Below are 23,316 nucleotides of genomic sequence, written 5' to 3' on the forward strand. Positions count from 1 at the left end.
CCCGATCAGACTCGGCGGACCGGCGGCGGCGCCTGGACGGCGTGCCCGGTGTGGTGGGCGATCAGGCCGAACACGAAGAACCCCAGCACGATGAGCACGGCCAGCGCCGCGCCGACCAGCAGGCCGGTCCAGGTGCGCTTGGCGGGCACGTCGAGGTGGCTCGCGTCGCCGAGCACGAGGGCCGAGGTCATCCGTCCGATGAGGAATGAATACGCCTCGACGTGGTCTTTCTGCGTCTGCACCATGGTTTCAGCCCGTCAGTCCGATGGCCCACGCGTACGTCCCGAACAGCTGCAGCAGGATCGGGAGGATCGCGACGGCGCTCAGCGTCTCCAGCCAGTTGGCCAGATGCCCCCAGATCGGCAGCAGACGCCGCGGCGGGGGCCGCAGCATGGCCAGCACCAGCAGGAAGAACACCAGCACCACGCCCGCCGCGGACGCCCCTCGCCAGTCCGGGGCCAGCGGCTCGATCAGCGAAAACGCCAGCAGCACCAGGCCGAGCGCACCGGCGACGGCCAGCGGCACCCGCTGCCACACGCCCAGCAGGCTGCGGGACCGCATCAGCACGGCCGCGGCGAGCAGCCCGGCGAGGATGCCCGGGAACAGGCCCTGGCCGACCAGGAACGGGAAGCAGCAGGCGAACACGACCGCCGAGGTGACACAGGCGATCGTCAGGTACCCATCGGCGTACGCGGTCTGCGTGACCATCTTCTCCGCCGGTGCGGGCTCGATGTCGTACTGCAGCTCGTCGGCCGTGCGCGGCAGCTGCGGGCCGCGGATGCGGGCGAACCGGATGCCGATCCGCGGCGCGAACACCAGCAGTCCGATGAGGACGGCCGACACCAATGCGGCCGACTGCACCGGGGAGAACTCCGGGCCGTGGTGCAGCCACAGCGTCACCGCGCCGGCGCCGCCCAGTGCCACGACGGTCCCGAACGGGACGAACGGCGTGACCCGCGCCCACGCGGCCCGGCCGCCCAGCATCGCCCCACCCGCCAGGCCGAAGGCGAGGCAGCCGGACAGCAGCGGCGCGGTCTGCAGGTCGAACGCCGGCCCGAGGCCCGCGACGGCGACCGAGCCCGCCACGAACGCGAACCCGCACCCGCCCAGGCCCAGCAGCGTGATCAACGCCGTGTCGTCGGACCGCACCCCCGAGCCGATCGCCGCGACCAGCAGGCCCAGCGCCACGACCGCGCAGCCGATGGCCGACAGGCCCGTCGCGCCCGGGTAGAGCAGCACCCGGGCCAGCACCAGCAGGCCCGCGATGGCGAAGCCGAGGAACAGGAACCGGTTGAACTCGGGCTTCCAGCGGCCGGACTGGCGGCTGACGGCGGTGGCCATGCCGTCGGCGATGTCGTCGAAGTCCAGCTCCGGCAACGGGTCCAGCCGGGGGCGGAGGTGGAACTCCTCCCCCTCCTTCCAGTCCAGCGACTCCGGCGTGCCCGCCGGGTCGAGCGGCGCCTCGCCGAGGCGCTGCAGGACCCACGAGTCGCCGGCGTCTTCGTGGCCGCCGGTGTGCCGCAGCAGCACCGGCAGCAGGCTCATCACCGGAACACCCATCGGCACGGCCAGGTCGGCGCGGCCCTGCGGGCCGTGCACGGTGATCCGGCACAGCTCGCCCTGCTGCATGGCGGTCAACGTCCGCTCCCTTCGAGAGTGCCGAACCCGCTGCCGACGAGCTGGTCGGGACCGGGGACGAACCCGGTCTGGACGAGCTTCACGCCGCGGCGGGTGACGAGCTGGGCCCGGCCGGCCGGCAGCTTGCGCGGCGCGGCCTCGCCGAGGAACTTGCCTTCCTCCTTGGGGTAGGAGAAGACGACACCGGGGCTGCCCAGCTCCCAGAGCCGGCGCAGGACCGGGTCGCTCAGCGCCCGCATGGCGCCCGACGTGCTGCGCGCGACGACCAGGTGCATGCCGATGTAGGCACCTTGGGCGAGCAGGGACAGCAGCGGTTCGAGCGGCGAGCCCATGCCGCCGGTCAGCAGCTGGTAGTCGTCGACGACGAGGAACAGCCGCGGCCCGGTCCACCAGTCGCGGCGCTTGAGCCGGTCGGCGGTGACGCTCTGGTCCGGCACCCGCGGCGAGAGCGAAACGCCGGTCTGGTTCGCCAGCTCCTGCAGGGCCTCGGTCGTCGTCGCGTAGCCGACGCGGTAGGCCTCGGGCACCTCGGCGTCGAGCTGGCGGCTCGGGTCGGCGAGCACGATCTTCGCCTCGCCGGGCCCGTAGCGGGCGGTGACCGAACGCAGGACCAGCCGCAGCAGGTTGGTCTTGCCGGTCTCGTTGTCGCCGAACACCAGCAGGTGCGGGGTGGCGCGGAAGTCGTGCCACACCGGCAGCAGCCGCTGCTCGTCCTGGCCGAGGGCCAGCCGCAGGTCGCCGTCGGGCCGGGGCAGCTCGGACAGCGGCAACGTCGAGGGCAGCAGCCGCACCGCGGGCGCGCGGCGGCCCGGCCAGAACGTGTGCACTTCTTCGGCGACGGCCTTGGTCGCCGCGGCGAGGTCGTCGGTGGCGGCGCTGCCGTCCATCCGGGGCAGCCCGGCGAGGAAGTGCAGGCCGTCCGGGGTCAGGCCGCGGCCCGGCTGGCTCGGCACGGTCTTGGCCTTGCGGGAGCCGATCTCCGACTCCATCGGGTCGCCGAGGCGCAGCTCGAACCGGGTCTGCAGCAGGTCGCGCAGGTAGGGGCGGATCTCCGACCAGCGGGTCGAGGCGACGACGACGTGGATGCCGAACGACAGGCCGCGCGAAGCCAGCTCGCCGATCTTCTGCTCCAGCTCGGCGTAGTCGTTCTTGAGCGAGTACCAGCCGTCGACGACCAGGAAGACGTCCCCGAACGCGTCGTCGACCTGGCCGGCGCGACGCAGGCGGCGGTAGACGTCCATCGACTCGACCCCGCGCTCGGAGAAGATGTTCTCGCGGTGCTCCATGATCTGCGAGATCTCTTCGATGGTCCGCACGACGCGGTCGCGTTCGAGGCGGGTGGCGACCGAGCCCACGTGCGGCAGGCCGCTGATCGACATGATGCCGCCGCCGCCGAAGTCCAGCCCGTAGAACTGGACCTCCTCCGGCGTGTGCGTCATGGCCAAGGCCAGCACCAGGGTCCGCAGCAGGGTCGACTTGCCGGTCTGCGGGCCGCCGACGACCGCCACGTGCCCGGCCGCGCCGGACAGGTCGGCCGTCAGCAGCTCGCGGACCTGCTCGAACGGCCGGTCGATCATGCCCAGCGGCACGCGCAGCCTGCCCAGCTGGGCCGGGTCCTGGACGCTCATGCCGCGCACGGCGTCCGGCAGGACGCCCGGCAGCAGCGCGTCGAGGCTGGGCGAGTCGGCCAGCGGCGGCAGCCACACCTGGCGCGCCGCCGGGCCCGCGCCGGCCAGCCGCTCGACGAAGGCGTCCGCCAGGGTCGGGCCACTCGGGGCGGTTTCGAGAACTTCCTGAGCCGTCTTCTCGGTCTTCGTGTCGGGTTCGTCGTCGCGGACGATGTACCGGGTCGGGCGGGTCCGGGTGAAGAACGGGACGACCTCGGCGCTCGCGCGGGCGACGTCGCTCGCGCCGTCCCCGCTGCCGGCCGGGACCGGCCCGGAGACGTACGCGGCCTTGAAGCGCACCAGGTTCGTCGTGTCGATCTTGAGGTAGCCGTTGCCCGGTTCGGACGGCAGCTCGTACGCGCTGCCGACGCCGATGACGCTGCGGGACTCCATCGAGGAGAACGTCCGCAGCGCGATCCGGTACGACAGGTGGCCTTCGACGCGGTGGATGCGGCCCTCGTCCAGCCGCTGCGAGGCGAGCAGCAGGTGCACGCCGAGGCTGCGGCCCAGCCGGCCGACCGAGACGAACAGCTCCATGAACTCCGGCTTCGCGCTCAGCAGCTCGGAGAACTCGTCGACGACCAGGAAGAGCGTCGGCATCGGCGCCAGCTGCTCGCCGGCCGCGCGGGCCTTCTCGTACTCGAACAGCGACGGGTGCCCGCTCGCGCGCAGCTGCTCCTGGCGGCGCACCATCTCGCCGTTGAGGGAGTCCTGCATCCGGTCGACCAGCGGGAGCTCGTCGGCGAGGTTGGTGATCATCGCCGAGGTGTGCGGCAGCCGGTCCATGCCGAGGAACGTCGCGCCGCCCTTGAAGTCGACGAGGACGAAGTTGAGGATCTCCGACGAATGCGTCGCGGCCAGGCCGAGGACCAGCGTGCGCAGCAGCTCGGACTTGCCCGAGCCGGTGGCGCCGATGAGCATGCCGTGCGGGCCCATGCCGCCCTGCGCGGACTCCTTGAGGTCCAGCTCGACGATCTCGCCGTCTTCCGTGACGCCGATGGGGACCGACATCCGCGCCCGCTGCACCGCGCGGGGGCGCCACTGCGCGGGGATGTCGAAGCTGTGGACGTCGCGGATGCCCAGCAGCGCCGTGAGGCCGAAGTCGCTCTCGAGCGGCTGCTCGGCGATCTCCAGGGTGCCGCTGGTGCGCTTCGGCGACAGCAGCCGGGCCAGGCCCTCGACCTGCGTCACGGACAGCTCGTCGCGGACCGCGGACCCGACCGCGGTGCCCGCCGGGAACTCGACGCGATCGTCCTTTGTGGTCAGCCGCAGCACCTTGGGGCCGCCGGGAAGCGCGCCGGTGACGTCGAGCAGGACGACGTTGCGCAGGCCCGCGCCCAGCAGCCGCGAGGACTCGGGGATCGCCGCCAGGTGGGCGACGATCACCACGAACGGCTCGGTCGTGGTGGGACCGATGGCCTTGTCGTGGTCGTCGCGGTCGGCGACGTCGGGGCCGAGGACGTCCATCAGGTCGTCGTGGTCGGCGGCCAGCAGCCGCAGCGGGCCGGCCGGGTCGCGCAAGGTGGCGTGCTGGTTGTGCGGCAGCCACTTCACCCAGTCCCACTGGGACTGCGCGGCTTCGGTGGTGAGCACGGCGATCCGCAGCTCGTCCGGCGAGTGGAACACGACCAGCTGGGCGAGCATCGCCCGCACCAGGCTCACGGCGGCCTCGGGGTCGCCGTCGAACTCGACGCTGGTGAAGCTGCGCAGGCCGACCGCCGTCGGGATGCCCGACAGCGACCGGTAGGTCTCGGTGAAGCGGCGCAGCGAGATCGCCGACAGCGGTTCGAGGTCCTCGATCGGCTTGGTGACCGGCGGGACCAGTTCGAGGGCCGACTGCTGGGAGCCCAGTCCGATGCGGACGCGGCCGAAGTCGTCGTGGCTGACGCGCCGCTCCCACAGCCGCCGTCCCATGGCCAGTGACCACAGCGAGTCCGGCGACGGGTTGTTCCACGCCACCGCGCGCCGCTGTTGCTCGGCCGTCGCCCGGGCCCGGGTGCGGACCTGCGCGATGTAGCGCAGGTAGTCCCGGCGTTCGGCGCGCATCTTGCGCTTGCGCTCGCCGACCGCGCGGGTGAGCTGGCCGACGCTCATGGCCATCATGGACAGTCCCATGCCGCCGCCGAGCACGTAGGTCATCGGCGAGCTGCCGCCGACGCCGGAGAACGACAGCACCATCACCATCGACCCGATGCCCATCGGCAGCATCATGAGCAGCGAGTTGAAGTCCCGCGCCGCCGGTTCGGCGAGCACGGGCGGCTCCTGCAGCTCTTCCTGGCCTTCGGGCAGTTCCGGGCCGGACGCGCGCGGGCCGCGCTTGACGGTTTCCGTGCTCACTCCAGCACCCCCGAAGGCCGGCTCGCGGACCGGCCCCAGGCGGAGTCGTCCTGGCTCAGCAGGTCCGCCATGGTGCGTTCTTCCTCTTCCGGCTCGTCTTCGGGTTCCGGTTCGGGGGCCTCGGTCTCGGTGTCGACGGCTGGGCCGTCACCGCAGGTCGGCAGCTCGTCCGGGATGAACTCGCCGTCCCCGACCCGGATCCGCCGGTAGGTCTCGCGCGGCTCGTCTTCGGCCGGGCGCCACGGCTCGTCGCTGCGCTCGACGAGGTCGGTACTGACGTCCTGTTCTTCCTCGGCGGGCGGCGCGAACGGCAGGAGGCCCGGCAGGAACTCGGCGGTGCCGACGTCCCAGGCGGAGGTGTCCTCGTGCGCGCCGGCGGGCTGCACGACCGAGACCCGCACTTCTTCGTCGCGGTCGTCGCGGTCGTCGCGGTCGTCCGGCTTCCCGGCGGGTGCGGCGCCCCAGCCGCTGACCGGCACGGCGGTCGCCCAGCCTCGCGGGGTACCGGCGCCCGGGTCGGGTTCGCCCGGGGCGTCAGGGGTGGCCCACGCCGAGGCTTCGCCGCCGAGGTGACCGGCCGAGTCCGGACGTTCCGCTTCGGAGCCGGTACCGGTGCCAGGCGGCGCCATCATCGGCATCCCGGGCGTCACCGCGGGTGTCTCCTGGCTCCTCGGCACGTCGACGCGCTCGGCCGGGATCCCTCCGCCCACACTCGGGGACGACCACGAAGCCGCGCCCAGCGCCGGCGTCTCGCCCACCGATGCCGGGTCGCCGACGCCACTGGGCGCGTCCGGCGTCCAGGCCGCGTCCACACCCCCGAGCAGGCCGGCCGAATCCGGCCGTTCGGCACTCGGCGGGTTCGCCCCGCCACCCGGCGGCATCATCGGCATCCCGGGCGCGGCCGGCACCGAGTCCTGAGTGGACGGTGCAGTTCCCGGAGCAGACCACGAAGCCGCACCCAGCGCCGGAGTCTCCCCCACCGACGTCGGATCACCGACACCACCGGGCGCATCCGGAGTCCACGCCGCGTCCACACCTCCGAGCAGACCAGCTGAATCGGGTCGCTCGGCACCCGGCGGGTTCATCCCGCCGCCCATGCCGCCCGGCGGCATCATCGGCATCCCGGCACCCGGGAAGGCCTGCTGCTGCCCACCATTCGACGACGGATCACCAGGCCCCTGCAGCTGACTCGGGTCCAAGCCCTTGATGCCACCGACGCCGGGCACGTCGACGCCACCACCGAGATCGCCGCTGCCACCCGCACTGCCGACATCACCGGGCGGCGCCGACCACGAAGCCGACTGCAATGCCGGCGTTTCCCCGAAGGAACTCGGGTCACCAAGACCATCCGGCACATCCGCCGTCCACGGCGCGTCCACGCCGCCCAGCAGACCGGCCGAGTCGGGTCGCTCGGCACCCGGCGGGTTCATCCCGCCGCCCATGCCACCCGGCGGCATCATCGGCATCCCGGCACCCGGCATCCCCTGCTGCTGCGCAGGCGACGACACGTCACCCGGCCCCTGCAGCTGACTCGGGTCCAAGCCCTTGATCCCACCGACATCGGGAACGTCGACGCCACCCGCACCGCCGACATCACCGGGCGGCGCCGACCACGAAGCCGACTGCAATGCCGGGGTCTCCCCAAATGAACTCGGGTCCCCCAGGCCGTCCGGCAAGGCCGAATCCCAGGGCGCGTCCACCCCACCCAGCAGACCGGCCGAGTCGGGCCGCTCCGCACCGGCGGGGTTCATCCCACCGCCCATGCCACCCGGCGGCATCATCGGCATCCCGGCACCCGGCATCCCCTGCTGCTGCGCAGGCGACGACACGTCACCAGGCCCCTGCAGCTGACTCGGGTCCAAGCCCTTGATGCCACCCACGTCGGGGATTCCCGCACCGCCGACATCGCCGACGCCGCCTGCGCCGCCGACGTCGCCGATGCCACCGGCGCCGCCGACGTCACCCGGTGGCGCCGACCACGAAGCCGACTTCAACGCCGGGGCGTCGGCCAGCGCGCTGGGGTCGCCCAGCCCGTCGGGGAGACTGCTGGTCCACGGCTTGTCGACGCCACCCAGCAGCCCGGCCGAGTCCGGGCGTTCGGAACCGGCCGGGTTCATGCCGCCGCCCATGCCGCCCGGCGGCATCATCGGCATGCCGCCGCCCATCGGCGAGGTGAACCCGCCGCCCACCTTCGGGTCCTGCAGCGAAGACGGCACGTCGGCCGGGTTGAGGGCGTTCGCGCCCAGCCCGTCGAGACCGCCGGCGCCCGGCGGGTTGCCCAGCGCCGGCGACTTCAAGTCGCCGAGACCGTTGAGGCCCCCGGCGCCGCCCGGCGGCGGAGCGAGCGACGGCGACTTGAGGTCACCCAAGCCCCCGGCACCGACATCGCCGGGCGGCGGAGCGAGCGAGGGCGACTTGAGGTCACCCAGACCACCTTCACCGACGTCTCCCGGCGGGCTGTCGAGCGCGGGCGACTTGAGGTCGCCGAGGCCGCCGGCCTTCGGATCGCTCTTGCTCCCCGCGCCGGAGGGCGGCGGGGTCAGGCTCGGCGAGGTCAACGGCGGCAGGGCGCCACCGCCCGCGCCGACGTCCCCCGGCGGGCCGTCGAGCGAGGGCGGGGCGATGTTCCCGATGTCGCCGGGACCGCCGGACCCGCTAGCACCGCCGGGCGGCGGAGGGACAGCGGCGAGGCTCTGGAACGGCGGGGGTGTACCCCCGCCCTCCCCACCCGGGCCGAAGTCCCCACCGGGCGGCGGCGGGATGTCGGCGCCGGACAACGGGGGCGGGTTGCCGCCACTGCCCGTGTCGCCGGGCGGGGGCGGAAGTTCAGGAGGCGGCGGCACGTCGCCACCACCACCGCCACCACCGGAACCGCCGGGTGGCGGCGGGATGGCGGGCGGGGGCGGCGCGTCCGCGGGCGGCGGGATGTCCGGGGGCGGCGGTGCGTCGGGCGGCGGCGGGGGCGGCGGGACGTCCGCGCCGGGCGGCGGGGTCGCCGGCGGCGGCGCGGTGTAGCTGGCGACGGAGAACGAGTGGTACTTGCCGGCCAGCTGGTTGCCGACCGCGCGCATGTCGTTCGTCATCATCTCGACGGCTTCGGGGAACTGCGAGATGTATGCACGCCCGTCGTTGAGCACCTTGCCGCGCGCGATGACCTGCTGGGCGTAGTAGGAATCGATGTAGCGCAACGTGTTCTGCGCCCACTGCAGGTACGCGGCCGAGTTGGCCAGCTGGTTCGGGATGTTGCGGCCGCCGCTGCTGCCGTCGTTGATCTGGTGCACGAGGCCCTCGAACTTCGAGGCCATGTCGTTCATCATGCCCTTGAAGTTGGTCGCCGCCGTGCCCTTCCACGGTCCGTCTTCCCCGGCGAGCGCTTCGACCTGCTTCTGGATGGCCTCCGCGACGACGGCGAGGCTCATCTGCGTCGTCTGGAACACGCCGGCGGCGGTCTGCAGGGACTGCCAGTTCACGTTGCCGTAGGCCTGGTCGGCCTGGTCCTGGCCAGGCGCCATCGACCCGCCGCCGATGATGGCGGCTTGGATCTGCTTCCAGGTCAGGCCGTCGAAGTCCTTGCCGGGGTCACCGGTGGAATTCGTCGGCGTGCTGCTGGAATCCGGCCAGACGCCGTTGTCGTCCTGGGTGAACCCGTGGGTGTTGTTGTCGTCGCCCATCGTTCCTCGCTCGCCCGTCCCTGGTTCGCCGCCCGCGCGTGGCCGATCAGTGCTGCTTGGACCCCGCGCCGGTGATCTCCGAGCTCAGCTGCCCGAAGTACTGGTTGTAGGCGTCGGTGGTCATCTTGTTGGCCTCGTCGGCGGAGTCGTAGGCGTTGGCCGCCTTGTCGACCGCGTCGGCGGCGTCGTGCATCGCGGTGATGAGGTCCTGCACCGTGGTGCGGGTCGAGTCGCGCAGGCCACCCTCGCCGACGATCGGCTGGAGGATCTTGTCGTGCGCGGTGGCGAACATGCCCGGCTTGACGTTCACGGTGTCGAGCTGGCCCGGCAGCTTGGCCAGCGGGCCGTCGGCGAGCGTGCGCAGGTTCTGCGCGAACGTGTGCATGGCCTGGGTGTTCACAGCGGTGACGCCCTTGCCGGGGTGGTCGGCGCCCCCGGGGACGGGCGGCGCGGTGGAGACGTCACCGACCGGGATGTAGACGTTGCCCTGGTCGCCCGGGTCCTGCGGGCCGGGGCTGTTGAAGTCGCCCTCGGTCGACGGCGGGGCGTCGCTGTGCTGGTTGTTCGGGTTCGCGATCGAGGCGGTTTCGAAGACCACCGGGTCGAAAGCCATGGCGAAGGGTCCTTTCCGGACTGTCGCGTTCGGACGCTCCGGCCGGGGCACGGCGGCTGACGGCCGCACCCCGGCCGGAGCGCGGGAGAGTCAGCGCTGCGCGAACCGCGTCGCGTTGGCGCTCTCGGTGCTCGACGTGCCCTCGTTGACCGTCGCCAGCGTGCGGCCGGCGGCGTCGAGCGACTGCGGCAGCGTCAGCGCCTGCTGCCGGCACCACTCGTACGTGGACTGGAACTCGTCGGCCGCGCTGCCGAGCCAGTGCTCGCGCTGCGCGGTGATGGTGCGGTTCATCTGGTCGAGCAGCTCGGTGATCTGCTGCGACTGCTGCTGCGCGCGCCCGACCGTGGCTTCCATCTGCGCGAAGCTGATGGTGAACTGACCCAGAGCCATGGGGTTTTTCCTTTCCGATAAGGGGAGACCGGTCAGAAGCCGGGCAGGCCACCGATGGTCGCGGCCTGCTGGCGGACGTTCGAGGTGTTGTCCTCGTCCTGGCGGTCGTAGTCGTTCGCGCCGGTCGTGACGTGCTGGGAAAGCGTGTTCAGCCGGTCCACGATCGTCTGCACGGTGCGGTCGAACGTGCCCATCGCCTCGTGGAAGACCACGGCCGCGTCCGAGCGCCAGGTCCCCAGCAGCTCCTGCATGGTGGCGTCGACCTGGCGGTTGACGCCCGTGATGCCCTGGCCGGTGTCGGTGATGGTGCTAGCGCCTTGGCGCATGATCCCGGTGTCTACCTTGGCGCCGTTCTGAGCCGCCATGTTCGCCTCCTCGAATCCGTTGTTCTGCCCTGCCGCAACGGGGTCGGGCCACCACCGTCCACAAAGGATTCGGCGGGACCCCGGCATCGCCCCGCCCAGCACTCCCGACGCCGGAAGACGTGAAAGCCTGACGGAGACAGCACGATCATCGTAAGGACGTTTTCCGGCAGTCGCGCTACTCGTTCCCTTCCGGACACATGAACGCGAACACTCGGGCAGAAACGGACATTGATGATCAACTACCAGGTGGAAGCACCCGGAACCGGCCCCCGGCGCAGCGCGGTTGCCCCTCCGGACACACAGGTGTGCCCGCGAACGCCCGGGTGCGCGAGGCGTCAACCCGACCAAAGTCGCGATTTCTTCCTGAGTCCCACGGGAAAATCACAGTGCCGTTTGGTCCGAACGAGTGACCTGACAAAGATTGTCCGGTTTGGACACCGCGTTTTCGCCGCGCCGAAACAGAAAAGATGCGTGTGGCATCACTCATCCGGGGGATGCCGAGCGGTCGTCGTCACCACCGATCAGGCGGTCCGGACCGCCAAAAGTTCCTCGCGACCGCGAGCCGCGCGCAGGGGACGTCGACGTCCGGGACACCTCGTTCCCGGACCGGCAGCCGGAAGCCGCCGCCGGCGAACTCGTCGAGCAACCCGGTGGCTGTGGCCGCTTGGGCGCCGTCTCCTCCCTGCGTCGGTCACCCAGCGCGTCGCCACCGACGAGAAACGGTGTTGCCTGGTGTCCAGGCTCGGCCGGCCACCGCGGCCAGCGCACCCGCAGCCGTGACCACGGCCAGTGTCGCCATCGCCTGCTGGAAGCCGTGGACGAAGGCCGCGCGGGCGAGGTCGGCCAGGAAGTGCCCGCCCGGTTCGGAATGCTCGGCGAAAGCCAGTGCCGCGGCCGGAGAGTCCGTCACCGGCCCCTGGGCCCGTTCGGCCAATCCCGGCAAAGCTGGTTCGATGCGGTCGCGGTACCCGGCAGCCAGCACGCTGCCGGCGACGGCGATGCCGATCGCGGCGCCCACCTCTCGAGCGGAGTCGTTGACCGCGGAGGCCACGCCGTGTTTGGCGGCCGGGGTGCCGGCGATGATCGCCGACGTCGCCGGTGCCGTGCACAGCCCGAGCCCCGCACCCACGACCAGCACACACCGGAGGATCGCCCCGTAGGTCGTGTGCACCTCCAGGCCGGACATCATGAACAGGCCCACGGCCAGCACGGCCAGGCCGCTCACGGTCACGACGCGCAACCCCACCCGGGCGGTCAGCCTGGACGCCACCAGGCACAACGACAGCAACGGCACGGCCAGCGGTGCCATCGCGATCGCCGCTTGCGTCGGGGTGTAGCCGAGTACCAGCTGCAAGTACTGCTGCAGCAGCAGGAACATGCCGAAGGAGGCCAGGAACTGCACCACCAACGAGCCGACGCCGGTGGCGAAGGAGCGGTTGCCGAACAGCCGCACCGGTAACAACGCGTGCTCCCGACGACGTTCCACCGCGATGAACGCAGCGGTCGCGAGCGAGCATCCGACCAGCGCGGCCAGGGTGCCCGGCGAGAGCCAGCCACGGGCAGGTGCCTCGGTGACGCCGCCGACGAACAGCCCGACCGCGACAGCGGACAGAGCCGCGCCGGCGATGTCCACACGAGGCCGATCCCGTTCGCGCGATTCCGGGACGGTCAGTGCCGCGAAGGTCAGGGCCGTCCCGGCGGCGGTCAGGACGAAGAAGATGGCTCTCCAGGAGCAACTCTGGAGCAACAGGCCGGAGCCCAGCAGGCCGATGAGGGCTCCCACGCAGACCACGCCGGCCCAGACGCCGACCGCGCGTCCCCGCTGCGCGGCCGGGAAGCCGCCGGTCAGAAGCGACAGTGTCGACGGCATCACCAGCGCCGCGCCGACTCCGGCGGTCACCCGGCCGCCGATCAGCCAGGCCGGTTCGCTGACCGCCAACGGCACCGCCGAACCGGCGCTGAACACCAGCAGGCCCGTGAACAGGGTGGCCCGCCGCCCGTAGCGGTCGCCGAGCGCGCCGCCGGTGAGCACCAGGCAGGCCAGTGCCAGCGTGTACCCGTCGATCACCCAGGTCAGCTGCCCCTGGGTCGCCCCGGTCGCCACCGCGATGCCGGGCAGCGCGGAGTACAACGCGGTCATCGAGGCGACGACCAGCGCGACGGCCACGCACGAGACCACCAGTGTCCAGTGTTGACGTGCAGTCAGGGACGTGCTCGGCGCACGATCGACACCCCGGGCCATCAATGTTTCCCCTCGCGGTGACAGTTCGTCGGATCCGGAATCGACTGCATTTCCACCCTGGATCGGGTGACGATCTGCACACGCCACCGATCGGGTGTCACCACGGGACGTGCGGATCACCTGATAGAGGTCTGGCAAATCCAGCGGTTTGCTCGCTACAGTTTTTGTATAGACGCCCGAGGGGTTTTCGCCTGAATCGGCGCGCGCTGCCTCCGATTGCAAATCGGTAGCAGCAGAGTGCACAGGCCTGAATTCGGCCCGACCTGGACGCGTAACAGTTTTCTGCCGGAGGATCGTGTTCTCACGTCCGCCTCGAACATATGCGGAGGGTATCACTGTGACTGATTTGACTGCTGCACTCAATGAGGCTCGACAGTGGTCCACGACGTACTACCAACCACTCATCGCGATGCCGCCCGGCTTGCAGGAGGCAAAGGTCTCCTTCTACCTGCTGTTCCGGGGGATCGACGAAATCGAAGATCATCCCGCGCTGGCCGCGACGGTGAAGGACACGATGCTGACCGAGGTGGCCTGCGCGCTCCAGACCCGCAACATCGCCGGTCGTCTCGACGCGGCGTTCGCGGAGCATCGCGACGTCCTGCCTGATGTCTCGCTGCGGCTGGCGGACTGGTGCGCGCTGGCGCCCGGCTCGATCGCGCCGCGGATCCTGGACGCCGCCATCGCCATGGCCAACCGGATGGCGGTGTGGTCCCGCCGTGGCTGGCGGATGCGAGACGTCGACGACCTCGACGAGTACGCCTTTTCCGTCGCCGGAGTCGTCGCCACCCTGCTGGGCGACATGTGGGCTTGGCACGACGGCACCCAGGTCGACCGCGGGCAGATGATGAGCTACGCGCGCGGCTGCCAGGCGGCCAACATCCTGGCCGACTTGGCCGTCGACCGCGAACGCGGTGTCGACTTCCTCCCCGAGGGCTGGACGGTCGCCGATCTGGCCACCTACGTGCACACCGAGCTCAGGCTCGCCGATCGGTGGATGGCGACGCTGCCGGATCCCGGGCCGGCTCGTGTCTGGTGCGGCCGCGCCATGGAGGTGGCCTGGGCCCAGTTCCACCGGGCGCAGACGCTCCAGCAGGCCTGAGTCGCCGGCACGATCACCGCGCGAAGGGCGTCCCACTACAGCCGAGGGAGACCGAACATGTGCAGCGTCCGCTTTTCGATTACCGCCACTGGCCGGTGACAGTCGTGGCCGAGCTGTTCTTTCCTTTTCCAGTGCACGCCGAGATCGGCTGTGAAGAATACGACCGGAAAGCCGCCGAATGGCTATCGCACCACAGTGACCTACCGCAGGCGCAGCTGGAAGCCGTCGTGCGCTCGCGCGTGGCCGCACTGATGGCGTTCGCGGTGTCGCCGGCGCGTCCGGAGCTCGTCGAGTTCGCCTCGAACTGGATCGTCGCTTACCTCCTCATCGACGACGTCCTGGAATCGGCGCCGATCGAGGAGGCCGCGGTGATGGCCGCCTGTGGGCAACGCATTTGGGACGACCCGTTCTCCCCGGCACCCAGCACTCCGATCACCGCGATGGTGCGGCAGATGGCCGAGGAGGCACTGGCGTTGGCCTCGCCCGCACAACGACAGCGACTGAGGGCCACTCACCAGCAATACTTCGCCGCCACCGTCACCGAGCGTCTCCTCGACGCGGCGGAGCGACCGCCGTCCGCGGAGGTCCATACCGGCGTGCGAGAGCAGGCGTCCGGCATGGCGGCGCTGTCGGCCGTGGTCGAGTTCGCCACCGGCATGGACATCGCCGAGCACGAGTACCACAGCGCCCCCGTCCGATCGTTCTTCCAAGCCGCGCACCTGGCGATCGGATGGATCAACGACATCGGCGCTTTCGCGAAGGACGCGGAGGAAGGTCACCACAACCTGGTGGCCGTGCTCGCCGCACGATCCGGTCTTGACTCGCTGGAAGCGACCAACGAGGCGGTCGCCTTGGTCGGCAGCGTCCACTACGCGATGAGCGAGTTGTCACGCCTGCTGCTGCGCGAGGGAAGCCCCGCACTGCGTGCGTCCGTGCACTCCATGATCCGGCTGCACGGTGCCTTCATCCCTTGGCTGCTGCGCTCTCCGCGATACTCGGGCATGCTGGCCGACGAGCCCCTGACCCCCACTGGCAACGCACCCAGCGGTGTCGAGGCGGCGCCGGACATCGCGGCGATCGCCTGGTGGTGGAACCACCTGCCCGCGCGGACCATGGCCTGAGCGCACCGATGGGCCGACGGTGGCGCCAAAGCCGCTGAAGCAGAAGATTCGCGTCCACTGTGTCCAGACCTTCGTCCTGGAAGTCATCGGTAGCGCTCGCCGAGCGCGGCCCACTCGTCGAACCCGACCGCGCGGAAGACGCCGAGTGGTCCCTCGGCAACGTGCGAGTCCTCCCCGCCCAGCTCGACCAGCGCGGCCGCCATAGCCAGGGTGGCGGGCTGGAGCAAAGCCCCGGGGTAGATCGCCATGCGGAACCCGAGTTTCGCCAAGTCGGCGTCCGGGACCGCCGGAGTCCGGCCCGCGGGGACGACGTTGAAGACCAACGGGGCGGCCACCTCGGCGGCGATCCGCTCGATCTCCTCGAGCGACTGCGGGGCCTCGACGAAGATCATGTCCGCCCCTTCGGCGGCGTAGCGGCGGGCACGGGCGATCGCCTCGTCCAGCCCGGCGGGTCCGCGCGCGTCAGTGCGGGCGATGATGACGGTGTCGTTCTCCCTCGTGTCGAGGGCGGCGGCGAGCTTGCGGACGAAGTCGTCCGCGCTGACGACCGCCTTGTCGGCGAGGTGCCCGCAGCGCTTCGGGAAATCCTGGTCCTCCAGCTGGATCGCCGCGACGCCCGCCCGCTCGTAAGCCCGCACAGTTCGCGCGACGTGCATCGCATTGCCGTAGCCGGTGTCGGCGTCCGCGACGACGGGCAGCCCGCTCGCTTCGACCACCAGTGCCGCGCGGTCGGCCATCTCGGTCGCGGTCGCCAGGCCGATGTCCGGCAGTCCGTACCCGGAAGCCACGGCCCCGGCGCCGGTCAGGTAGGCGACCTTGAAGCCCGCTCGCCGGACGAGGTGCGCACCGATTCCGTCGTAGACACCGGGTGCGCGGACCATGCCCGGCTCGGCCAGGAGCGCGCGCAGCTGTGCGGGGGCGGTCGTCATGCCGGTCACCTTCCGGGCGCCTTGCTGATCGGGACGTGGGTGCGCTCGTACGAGCGGATGGCGGCTTCGTGCCGGAGGGTTACGTCGATGCCGTCGTGCCCGTCGAGGAACCGCTGCCGGGTGTCGGCGCTCATCCGGATCGGGGCCTCGACCCCGCCCGCGCCGATGGTCAGCCCGGCGAGGTCCACCGTCACCTCGGTGGCCGGGTTCGCGTCGACGACGTCCATCAGCGCGCCGACCGAGCTTTCCGCCACGACGGCGGGAACGAGCCCGGAACGCACGGCGTTGTCGGCGAAGATGTCGCCGAAGCGGGAGGCGACGACGACGGTGAACCCGTAGTCCTGCAACGCCCAGACGGCGTGCTCGCGCGAGGAGCCCGTGCCGAAGTCGGTTCCCGCGAAGAGGATCGTGGCGCCGGCGTGCGCCGGGTCGTCCAGCGGGAACCCGGGCTCCGTCCGCCAGCGGGAGAAGAGGTGCTCGGCGAAGCCCGTCCGCGTCGTGCGCAAGCAGTGCCGGGCGGCGATGATCTGGTCGGTGTCGATGCTCGTGCGCCGGATGCCGACCCCGCGGCCCGAGAGCGTCCTGATCGGTTTCATCGGCGGGCTCCCAGCTGCGAAGGCGCGGTGAGGCGGCCGGTCAGCGCGGTCGCCGCGGCCGTGGTCGGCGACACCAGGTGCGTGCGGCCGCCGCGACCTTGGCGGTTCTCGAAGTTGCGGTTGGACGTCGACGCGCAGCGCTCGCCGTCCGCCAACGCGTCGTCGTTCATCGCCACGCACAGCGAGCAGCCCGCGGTGCGCCATTCGGCCCCGGCCGAGGTGAACACCTCGTCGAGACCTTCGGCCTCGGCGGCCTGCTTGACCGCGGCCGACCCGGGGACGACGAGCATCCGCACGCCGGGCGCGAGGCGGTGGCCCTCGAGGAGGCCGGCGGCCGCGCGGAGGTCCTCGATGCGCCCGTTCGTGCAGGACCCCAGGAACACCACGTCGATCGGGACTTCCCGCATCGGCGTCCCCGGTGCCAGGTCCATATAGGACAGTGCGCGCTCGGCGGCCGGGTCGGCCGGCTCCGGGACCACCCCGCCCAGCTCGACGACCTGGCTCGGGTTCGTCCCCCAGCTGACGAACGGCGACAGGCTCGACACGTCGATGTCGACGCGGCGGTCGAACTCGGCTTCGTCGTCGCTGCGCAGCGACTCCCACGACGCGACGGCCTCGTCCCAGGCGTCCCCCACCGGCGCGTACGGCCGGCCGCGGAGGTAGTCGGCGGTCACGGCGTCGGGCGCGATCATCCCGGCCTTCGCGCCCGCCTCGATGGACATGTTGCACAAGGTCAGCCGCGACTCCATCGACATCGCCCCGACCGCGGCGCCGCGGTACTCGATCACGTGCCCCTGCGCTCCCCCGGTGCCGATCCGGCCGATCATGGCCAGCGCGACGTCCTTGGCCGACACCCCGTCCGGCAGGTCGCCGTGCAAGGTGACGGCCATCGCCCGCGGCTTGGCGAACGCGGCGGTCTGGGTCGCCAGCACGTGCTCGACCTGGCTCGTCCCGATGCCGAACGCGAGGGCGCCGAAAGCGCCGTGGGTGCTCGTGTGGCTGTCGCCGCAGAGGATGATCCGGCCGGGCTGGGTGATCCCGAGCTCGGGCCCGATCACGTGGACGATGCCCTGCCCGGCGGTGCCCGACCGGTGCAGCGGGACCCCGAACTCCGCGCAGTTGCGCCGCAGCGCCGCCACCATCGTCGCCGCCACCCCGGAACTGCCCAGCAGACCGCGGGTGGGCACCACGTGGTCTTCGGTCGCGAGGGTCAGCTCGGGCCGGCGGACCGTGCGGCCCGCCAGGCGCAGGCCCTCGAACGCCTGCGGGCTCGATCCTTCGTGCAGCAGGTGGAAGTCGACGTAGAGCAGGTCGGTGCCGCCCGCGCCGCGGTGCACGGTGTGGGCGTCCCAGATCTTGTCCAGCAAGGTCGCCATCGCTACGCCGTCTCCTCGGCCGAGCGGTCGGCCTGCCCCGGATAGCCGAGACGGCGCGAAAGGGCCTTGGCGGACTCCGCGACCATCGGCCCGAACTCCTCGGCCATCGCCCGGTCGAGCCGGAACGACGGGCCGCCGACCGCGAGGGCCGCCACGACGGCGCCGCTCGCGTCGAACACCGGCGCGGCCATCGAACTGAGCCCGGCCTCGCGTTCCTCCTCGGTCAACAGCCACCCGTTCGCCCGCACGAACTCCAGCTGGCCCTCCAGCGCGGCCCGCGGTTCGCCCGTCGCCTGCTCGGCGGTCTCGACGAGGACCGCGTTGAGCACCCGCTCGTCGTGGGCCATGAACACCTTGCCCCCCGCGCCCTGGCTGACCGGCGCCAGCTGGCCGACGTCGCAGCGGAAGATGATCGACCGCGGGCTGAGCTTGACGATGACCGCCACGCGGGTGGTCCCGCGGCGGATGTAGACCCCGGCCGTCTCGCCGGTGACGTCCCGCAGGTGCGCGGCCACCGGGTCGGCGGCGACCAGCAGGTCCGAGCCCGCCGCCGCGGCCGACGACCAGCTCAGCACCCGCAGGCCGACGCAGTAGTCGTCGCCGGTCCGCTGCAGCAGCTCGCTCTCGACGAGCGTGCGGACCAGCCGGGCGACCGTCGAGTTGGGCATGCCGGTCAGGCGCCGGATGTCGCTCAGCGACAGCCGCGTGTGCTCCGGGGAGAAGCAGTCCAGGACGCGGACCGCCTTCTCCATGACGAGGATCGAGGGCTGGCCGTCGGGCATCGTGCTGATCCCTCCAAGTAGGTCACATCGCGGTAGGGCTTGCCACGAAGTGGTCTAACGGTAGATGCTGTCCTCGCCCTCGGTCAAGAAGATCAGGGTTCCGTGCCGCATCGCGGCAGACCAATCCACACGAGCAAGGAGGCTCTGATGAGCAGGCGCGACATCAAGGGCGACGCGAAGCGCATCTTCGACACGGTCAGCGCGGGCGGTGCGGTGATCATGCCCGGCGACATCGGCTACGCCGCCGGCGCGATGTCAGGGACGCGGCTGCAGCGGTTGTTCGAGGCGAAGCAGCGGGCGCCGCACAAGCGCAACGCGATGGCCGGGAACTACGACCTGCACCGCGAGGTCCACGAGATCGGCGGCCGCGAGCGGGAGATCATCGACGCGATCGCGCTCGACGCCGGGCTGCCGCTCTGCGTCGTGGCGCCGTTCCGGGCCGACCACCCGGTGATCGCCGCGGCCGGCGGCGAAACGCTGACCGCCAGCACGGTCGGGGGCACCCTCGCGATGCTGCTGAACAACGGCCGCCTCCCCGAAGAGGTCGTCCGCCTGACCCACGCCGCGGGCCTGCCGCTCTTCGGCTCGTCGGCCAACCTCACCGGCACCGGCACCAAGTTCCGCGTCGAGGACATCCAGCAGCCGATCATCGACGCCGTGGACCTGGTCGTCGACTACGGGCTCTGCAAGTACCACCACTACCGGCGGTCCTCGACCGTCATCGACTTCACCACCATGGAAGTCGTCCGCATCGGGTCCTGCTACGACCTCATCAGCGACATCGTCGACACCCAGTTCGGCATCAAGCTCCCGGCCGACCCGGGGCGCGACGTCCTGCCGTCGGGTCACCTCCGCGAGCAAGCCGCCTCGGCGTAACCCCTTCCCACCGGCTCAAAGGAGAGCACGATGGACGACACCCTCGACAACACCGTCACCGGGCCCAGAGCCGCGGATCGCGTGGCCGCCGCGGGTCACCTGGCCGCCCGGCTCGAGCGGCTGCCCAGGACGACCCGGTCCCACCGCGGCTGGATGATCCTGCTCGGCGTCCTGTTCGTCTGCGACCTGATGGACACCAACGCCCTGGCCTACGCGGCCCCGGGCATCCGTGCGGAGTGGGGCTTGTCGGTCGCCCAGATCGGGCAGCTGACTTCCTACTCCTTCCTCGGCATGTTCGCCGGGGGGATCGTCGGTGGCCGGTTGTCCGACCGGCTCGGCCGCCGGCGCGTTCTCGTCTGGGCCACTGTGCTCTATTCGGTCGCCTCGCTGCTGTCCTCGTTCGCCCCGAACGTGGCGGCACTCGGCGTGTTGCGAGTCGTCACCGGTTTCGGCATCCAGGCGGTGACGGGGGTTCTGCTCGTCTACGTCGCCGAGATGTTCCCCGGGGCGAGCCGCGGCCGCTGCCAGGCCCTCATGCTGGGCGTCGGCTCGCTGGGCGTTCCGCTGGTCGCGAGCGCGGCCCGGCTGATCGTGCCGCTGGCACCGGACGCGTGGCGATGGCTCTTCGTCCTGGGCGCGATCGGCATCGTGCCGGCCGTGCTGGCCCGGTTCTCACTGCCGGAATCGGTGCGCTGGGCCGCGGTCAACGGCCGGCTCGACGAGGCGCGGGCGACGGTGGAGCGGCTGGAGGCCCAGCTTCCCGGCCCGCTGCCCGGAGTCGCTGCGGTCAATGCGATCCACCAGCACAAGAAGGCGTCGGACCTGCTCGCGCCGGGGATGCGCAAACGCACCATCGTCGCGACCCTGTGCCTCGTGCTCGGCACCCTGGGTGTGTTCGGGTTCAACGGCTGGGTGCCCACCCTGCTCGTCGAGCGCGGCTACACCACCGCGGAAGCGCTGACCATCACCACGATCTTTTCCGTCGGCCCACCGCTGGGCGCGCTGTTCGCGATGCTGCTGAGCGACCGCTTCCAGCGACGCACCACCTCACTCGTGCTCACCGCGATCATCGCCGCGCTGATGCTGGTCTTCGCGTTCACCGGCTCCTACGCCATCCTGGTGATCAGCGGGTTCGCCGTGACGATGTTGCTGCAGAGCAACACCGCCGTCGTCTACGCGTACCTGCCCGAGGTCTTCCCGACCGTCCTGCGCGGCCTCGGATCCGGGCTCGCCAACGGCTTCAGCCGCCTCGCCGGGTTCGGCAACGCGTTCCTCATCGCCGCGGTCGCCGCCGCCTTCGGCTTCGGCGGCGTGTTCACCCTCACCGCCGCGTTCATCCTGCTGTGCGGCCTGACCGTAGGGCTGTTCGGTGAGCGCACCCGCGGCCGCCGTCTCGAGGAGATCGGCGAGGGCTGACGATCGCCGGCCGCGTCACGTGATCGCCAGTCCTCCGTCCACCGGCAGCACACTGCCGTGCACGAATGCTCCGGCACGGGACGCCAGGAAAACCGCGGCGCCGATCAGGTCCAGATCCACGCCGGGCCGCTTGAGCGAAAGCCTGCCGAGCATCTCCGCCATGCGCCCGGACGTCATCTCCGTCTCGAAGGGTCCCGGCGCGATCGCGTTGACGGTGATCGACTCCGGGCCCAGCGCCAGCGCGAGGTGGCGGGTGAGCGTGTGCACCGCGGCCTTGGTCGTCGAATACGCGAACCCGCGCCCCGACGGCTTCAGCCCGACCACCGAGCCGATGTTGACGATGCGCGCCGGGTCGCCCGGGGACGCCGCCTCGCGCAGCTTCGGGAGCAGCCGCTGCACCAAGCCGAACACCGGCTTGACGTTGATCGCGAACAGCTCGTCGAAGGCGGACTCGGGGTAGGTGTCCACTTCGCCGCGGACGTTGGCGCCCGCGTTGTTCACCAGGACGTGCACCGCCGGTTCGGCGGACAGCGCTTCGGCCACCGCGTCCATGCCGGCCGCGGTCGACAAATCGGCAGGCACGGCGATGCAGCCCAGGCGGTCGGCGGTGGCCGTCAGGGTTTCCGCCGAGCGGCCGACGATGTGGACCTTCGCCTGCCGCTCGGCGAAACCGCGGGCGATCATCTCGCCCAGCCCCCGGCCGCCGCCGGTGACCACCACGACCTTGTCCCGGACGGAGAACAGTTCGTCCCTCATGCTCCTATCATTATCCTTAAAGGGCATGATGTCCAGGAGTCACTGCACCGAGCGGATCGTCCCGCCGTCCACCCGCAGCGTCGCGCCGCTGATGTAGTCGGCGTACGGGCCGGCCAGGTAGGCGACCGCGCCCGCGATCTCCTCGGGCCGGCCGAACCGGCCGATGTCGTTGGGGACGAAGTCTTCGGCCGCGTTGTGCTCGATCTCGGCCCACTCCGCGCCCCAGCCGCGCTCCGGCGCGATCTCGGTCAGCAGGCGCTGGACCGAATCAACGAGGATCGCGCCCGGCGAAACGACGTTCGACGTCACCCCGGTGCCCTTCAGGTCGCGGGCCAGCGACACGGCGAGGTTGTGCCGTGCGGCCAGCGTCGCGTTGTAGTGGGGCTGCATCGCCATCGGCTGGCCGCCCAGGCCACCGCCGATCTGGATGACGCGGCCCCAGCCGCGGGCCCGCATGCCCGGCACGAACCGGTGGATCATCCGCACGCCGGACACCACGTTGACGTCGTAGGTGCGCAGCCAGACCTCGGGCGTCGAGTCCGCCCAGCCGAGGTGGTCGTACGCCCCGGCGTTGTTGACCAGGATGTCGACCTCGCCGGCCGCGGCCGCCACCGCGTCGGCGCCCTCGTCGGTGGCGAGGTCGCCCACCGCGACGGCCTTGGCCCCCACCTTCTCCGCGACCGCACGCGTCCGGGCTTCGTCGCGCCCGTGCACGACGACGTCCGCGCCTTCCTGCGCGAGCAGCAGGGCGATCGCTTCGCCGAGACCCGAGCTCGAGCCCGTGACGAGTGCGCGCCGGCCGGTCAGTTGCAGATCCATGGTCTCGCTCTCCAGATGTATACGTGTGTAGACTTGAGACTAGTCTACACTCGTATACATGACTGAGCCACGTCGCCGCGACGCTGCCGCCACCCGAGAGGCCATCCTGCGCGCGGGCATCGAAGCCTTCACCCGCGCGGGGTACGACGGCGTCGGCGTCCGGGAGATCGCCCAGGCGGCCGGGGTCACCGCGATGCTCGTGAACCGCTACTTCGGCTCCAAGGAAGGCCTGTTCACGGAGGTGGTCGAGGTGTCGCTGACCGAGCGGACCGTGCTGAGCGCGGACCCGGCGACGCTGGCCCGCGACGCCGCGGCGACGCTCGTGCGCCGCACTGCGCCCGAGGCCGGCGACCTCGACCCGTTCCTGCTCGTCCTGCGGTCCGCCCCCAACCCCCGCGCCGCGGAGATCCTGCGCGCCGGCATCGAAAAGCACGTCGAGCGGCACCTGTACGACGTCGTCCCCGGCACCCGCGGCACCGAGCGGGCGGCGATGGCACTGGCGCTGATCAACGGGTTCTGGCTGATGCGCAAGGTGATCGGCAGCACCGCGCTCAACGAAGCGGACGAAGAGACGCTGCGGGACACCCTCGAGAAGCTGTTCCGCGTGCTGCTCGACTGAGCCC

The 23,316-nt window shown here is 71.4% G+C and carries 19 protein-coding genes; 5 read left to right on the forward strand and 14 right to left on the reverse strand.

Going from position 1 to position 23,316, the window contains the following annotated elements; all coding sequences use genetic code 11:
* Positions 1–5: 5 nt before the first annotated feature.
* The 8 genes from SD460_RS44990 to SD460_RS45025 form a co-directional block, all read right to left on the reverse strand.
* Positions 6–245 carry a type VII secretion protein EccB gene (locus SD460_RS44990; RefSeq protein ID WP_290061682.1) on the reverse strand — a complete coding sequence of 80 codons (240 nt, stop codon included), beginning with the start codon at positions 243–245 and terminating at the stop codon, positions 6–8.
* Between the two features lie 4 nt (positions 246–249).
* The gene (gene eccD, locus SD460_RS44995) at positions 250–1,629 is read right to left on the reverse strand and encodes a type VII secretion integral membrane protein EccD (protein WP_318307819.1); all 1,380 of its coding nucleotides are present in this window, start codon (positions 1,627–1,629) and stop codon (positions 250–252) included.
* Between the two features lie 5 nt (positions 1,630–1,634).
* Positions 1,635–5,642 carry a type VII secretion protein EccCa gene (gene eccCa, locus SD460_RS45000; RefSeq protein WP_318307733.1) on the reverse strand — a complete coding sequence of 1,336 codons (4,008 nt, stop codon included), beginning with the start codon at positions 5,640–5,642 and terminating at the stop codon, positions 1,635–1,637.
* Complete coding sequence (locus tag SD460_RS45005; protein WP_318307734.1) at positions 5,639–9,313, reverse strand: hypothetical protein; 3,675 nt, start codon at positions 9,311–9,313, stop codon at positions 5,639–5,641. The genes eccCa and SD460_RS45005 overlap by 4 nt, the downstream gene beginning before the upstream one ends.
* 46 nt (positions 9,314–9,359) lie before the next feature.
* Positions 9,360–9,926 (reverse strand): hypothetical protein, encoded by a 567-nt coding sequence (locus SD460_RS45010; RefSeq protein WP_257927308.1) that lies wholly within the window; start codon positions 9,924–9,926, stop codon positions 9,360–9,362.
* A gap of 90 nt (positions 9,927–10,016) precedes the next feature.
* On the reverse strand, positions 10,017–10,316 hold the full coding sequence (locus SD460_RS45015; protein ID WP_247050428.1) for a WXG100 family type VII secretion target: 300 nt from the start codon (positions 10,314–10,316) through the stop codon (positions 10,017–10,019).
* A 32-nt stretch (positions 10,317–10,348) separates the two neighbouring features.
* Complete coding sequence (locus SD460_RS45020; RefSeq protein WP_257927307.1) at positions 10,349–10,681, reverse strand: WXG100 family type VII secretion target; 333 nt, start codon at positions 10,679–10,681, stop codon at positions 10,349–10,351.
* Positions 10,682–11,372: 691 nt separating this feature from the next.
* On the reverse strand, positions 11,373–12,848 hold the full coding sequence (locus tag SD460_RS45025; protein ID WP_290058571.1) for an MFS transporter: 1,476 nt from the start codon (positions 12,846–12,848) through the stop codon (positions 11,373–11,375).
* A 412-nt stretch (positions 12,849–13,260) separates the two neighbouring features.
* Between SD460_RS45025 and SD460_RS45030 the strand changes: the two genes are divergently transcribed.
* Both SD460_RS45030 and SD460_RS45035 read left to right on the forward strand, forming a co-directional pair.
* Positions 13,261–14,022: a squalene/phytoene synthase family protein gene (locus tag SD460_RS45030; protein ID WP_290058572.1), complete on the forward strand. Its 762-nt coding sequence runs from the start codon at positions 13,261–13,263 to the stop codon at positions 14,020–14,022.
* A gap of 104 nt (positions 14,023–14,126) precedes the next feature.
* A complete protein-coding gene (locus SD460_RS45035) occupies positions 14,127–15,143 on the forward strand; it encodes a terpene synthase family protein (protein WP_290058573.1) in 1,017 nt (338 codons plus the stop codon).
* An 83-nt stretch (positions 15,144–15,226) separates the two neighbouring features.
* On the opposite strand, the gene SD460_RS45040 is transcribed toward SD460_RS45035, so the two are convergent.
* The 4 genes from SD460_RS45040 to SD460_RS45055 are packed head-to-tail and all read right to left on the reverse strand — an operon-like array spanning position 15,227 to position 18,826.
* A complete protein-coding gene (locus tag SD460_RS45040; protein ID WP_290058574.1) occupies positions 15,227–16,072 on the reverse strand; it encodes an isocitrate lyase/PEP mutase family protein in 846 nt (281 codons plus the stop codon).
* A gap of 5 nt (positions 16,073–16,077) precedes the next feature.
* The gene (leuD, locus tag SD460_RS45045) at positions 16,078–16,668 is read right to left on the reverse strand and encodes a 3-isopropylmalate dehydratase small subunit (protein WP_290058575.1); all 591 of its coding nucleotides are present in this window, start codon (positions 16,666–16,668) and stop codon (positions 16,078–16,080) included.
* Complete coding sequence (leuC, locus tag SD460_RS45050) at positions 16,665–18,044, reverse strand: 3-isopropylmalate dehydratase large subunit (RefSeq protein WP_318307735.1); 1,380 nt, start codon at positions 18,042–18,044, stop codon at positions 16,665–16,667. Before leuC ends, leuD begins: the two co-directional genes overlap by 4 nt.
* Positions 18,045–18,046: 2 nt before the next feature.
* A complete protein-coding gene (locus SD460_RS45055) occupies positions 18,047–18,826 on the reverse strand; it encodes an IclR family transcriptional regulator (RefSeq protein WP_290058577.1) in 780 nt (259 codons plus the stop codon).
* Between the two features lie 147 nt (positions 18,827–18,973).
* Here SD460_RS45055 and SD460_RS45060 point away from each other — a divergent pair, with 147 nt between their 5' ends.
* Both SD460_RS45060 and SD460_RS45065 read left to right on the forward strand, forming a co-directional pair.
* Positions 18,974–19,702 carry a Sua5/YciO/YrdC/YwlC family protein gene (locus tag SD460_RS45060; RefSeq protein ID WP_290058578.1) on the forward strand — a complete coding sequence of 243 codons (729 nt, stop codon included), beginning with the start codon at positions 18,974–18,976 and terminating at the stop codon, positions 19,700–19,702.
* A gap of 30 nt (positions 19,703–19,732) precedes the next feature.
* Positions 19,733–21,118 carry an MFS transporter gene (locus SD460_RS45065; protein ID WP_290058580.1) on the forward strand — a complete coding sequence of 462 codons (1,386 nt, stop codon included), beginning with the start codon at positions 19,733–19,735 and terminating at the stop codon, positions 21,116–21,118.
* 15 nt (positions 21,119–21,133) lie between these two features.
* Here the strand turns inward: SD460_RS45065 and SD460_RS45070 are convergent, their stop codons facing one another.
* Positions 21,134–21,874: an SDR family NAD(P)-dependent oxidoreductase gene (locus SD460_RS45070; protein WP_290058581.1), complete on the reverse strand. Its 741-nt coding sequence runs from the start codon at positions 21,872–21,874 to the stop codon at positions 21,134–21,136.
* 39 nt (positions 21,875–21,913) lie between these two features.
* Complete coding sequence (locus SD460_RS45075) at positions 21,914–22,693, reverse strand: SDR family NAD(P)-dependent oxidoreductase (RefSeq protein WP_290058582.1); 780 nt, start codon at positions 22,691–22,693, stop codon at positions 21,914–21,916.
* A 58-nt stretch (positions 22,694–22,751) separates the two neighbouring features.
* Between SD460_RS45075 and SD460_RS45080 the strand changes: the two genes are divergently transcribed.
* Positions 22,752–23,312: a TetR/AcrR family transcriptional regulator gene (locus SD460_RS45080; RefSeq protein WP_290058584.1), complete on the forward strand. Its 561-nt coding sequence runs from the start codon at positions 22,752–22,754 to the stop codon at positions 23,310–23,312.
* Positions 23,313–23,316 lie beyond the last annotated feature (4 nt).

It is taken from the genome of Amycolatopsis solani, from assembly GCF_033441515.1.
Taxonomy (GTDB): domain Bacteria; phylum Actinomycetota; class Actinomycetes; order Mycobacteriales; family Pseudonocardiaceae; genus Amycolatopsis; species Amycolatopsis solani.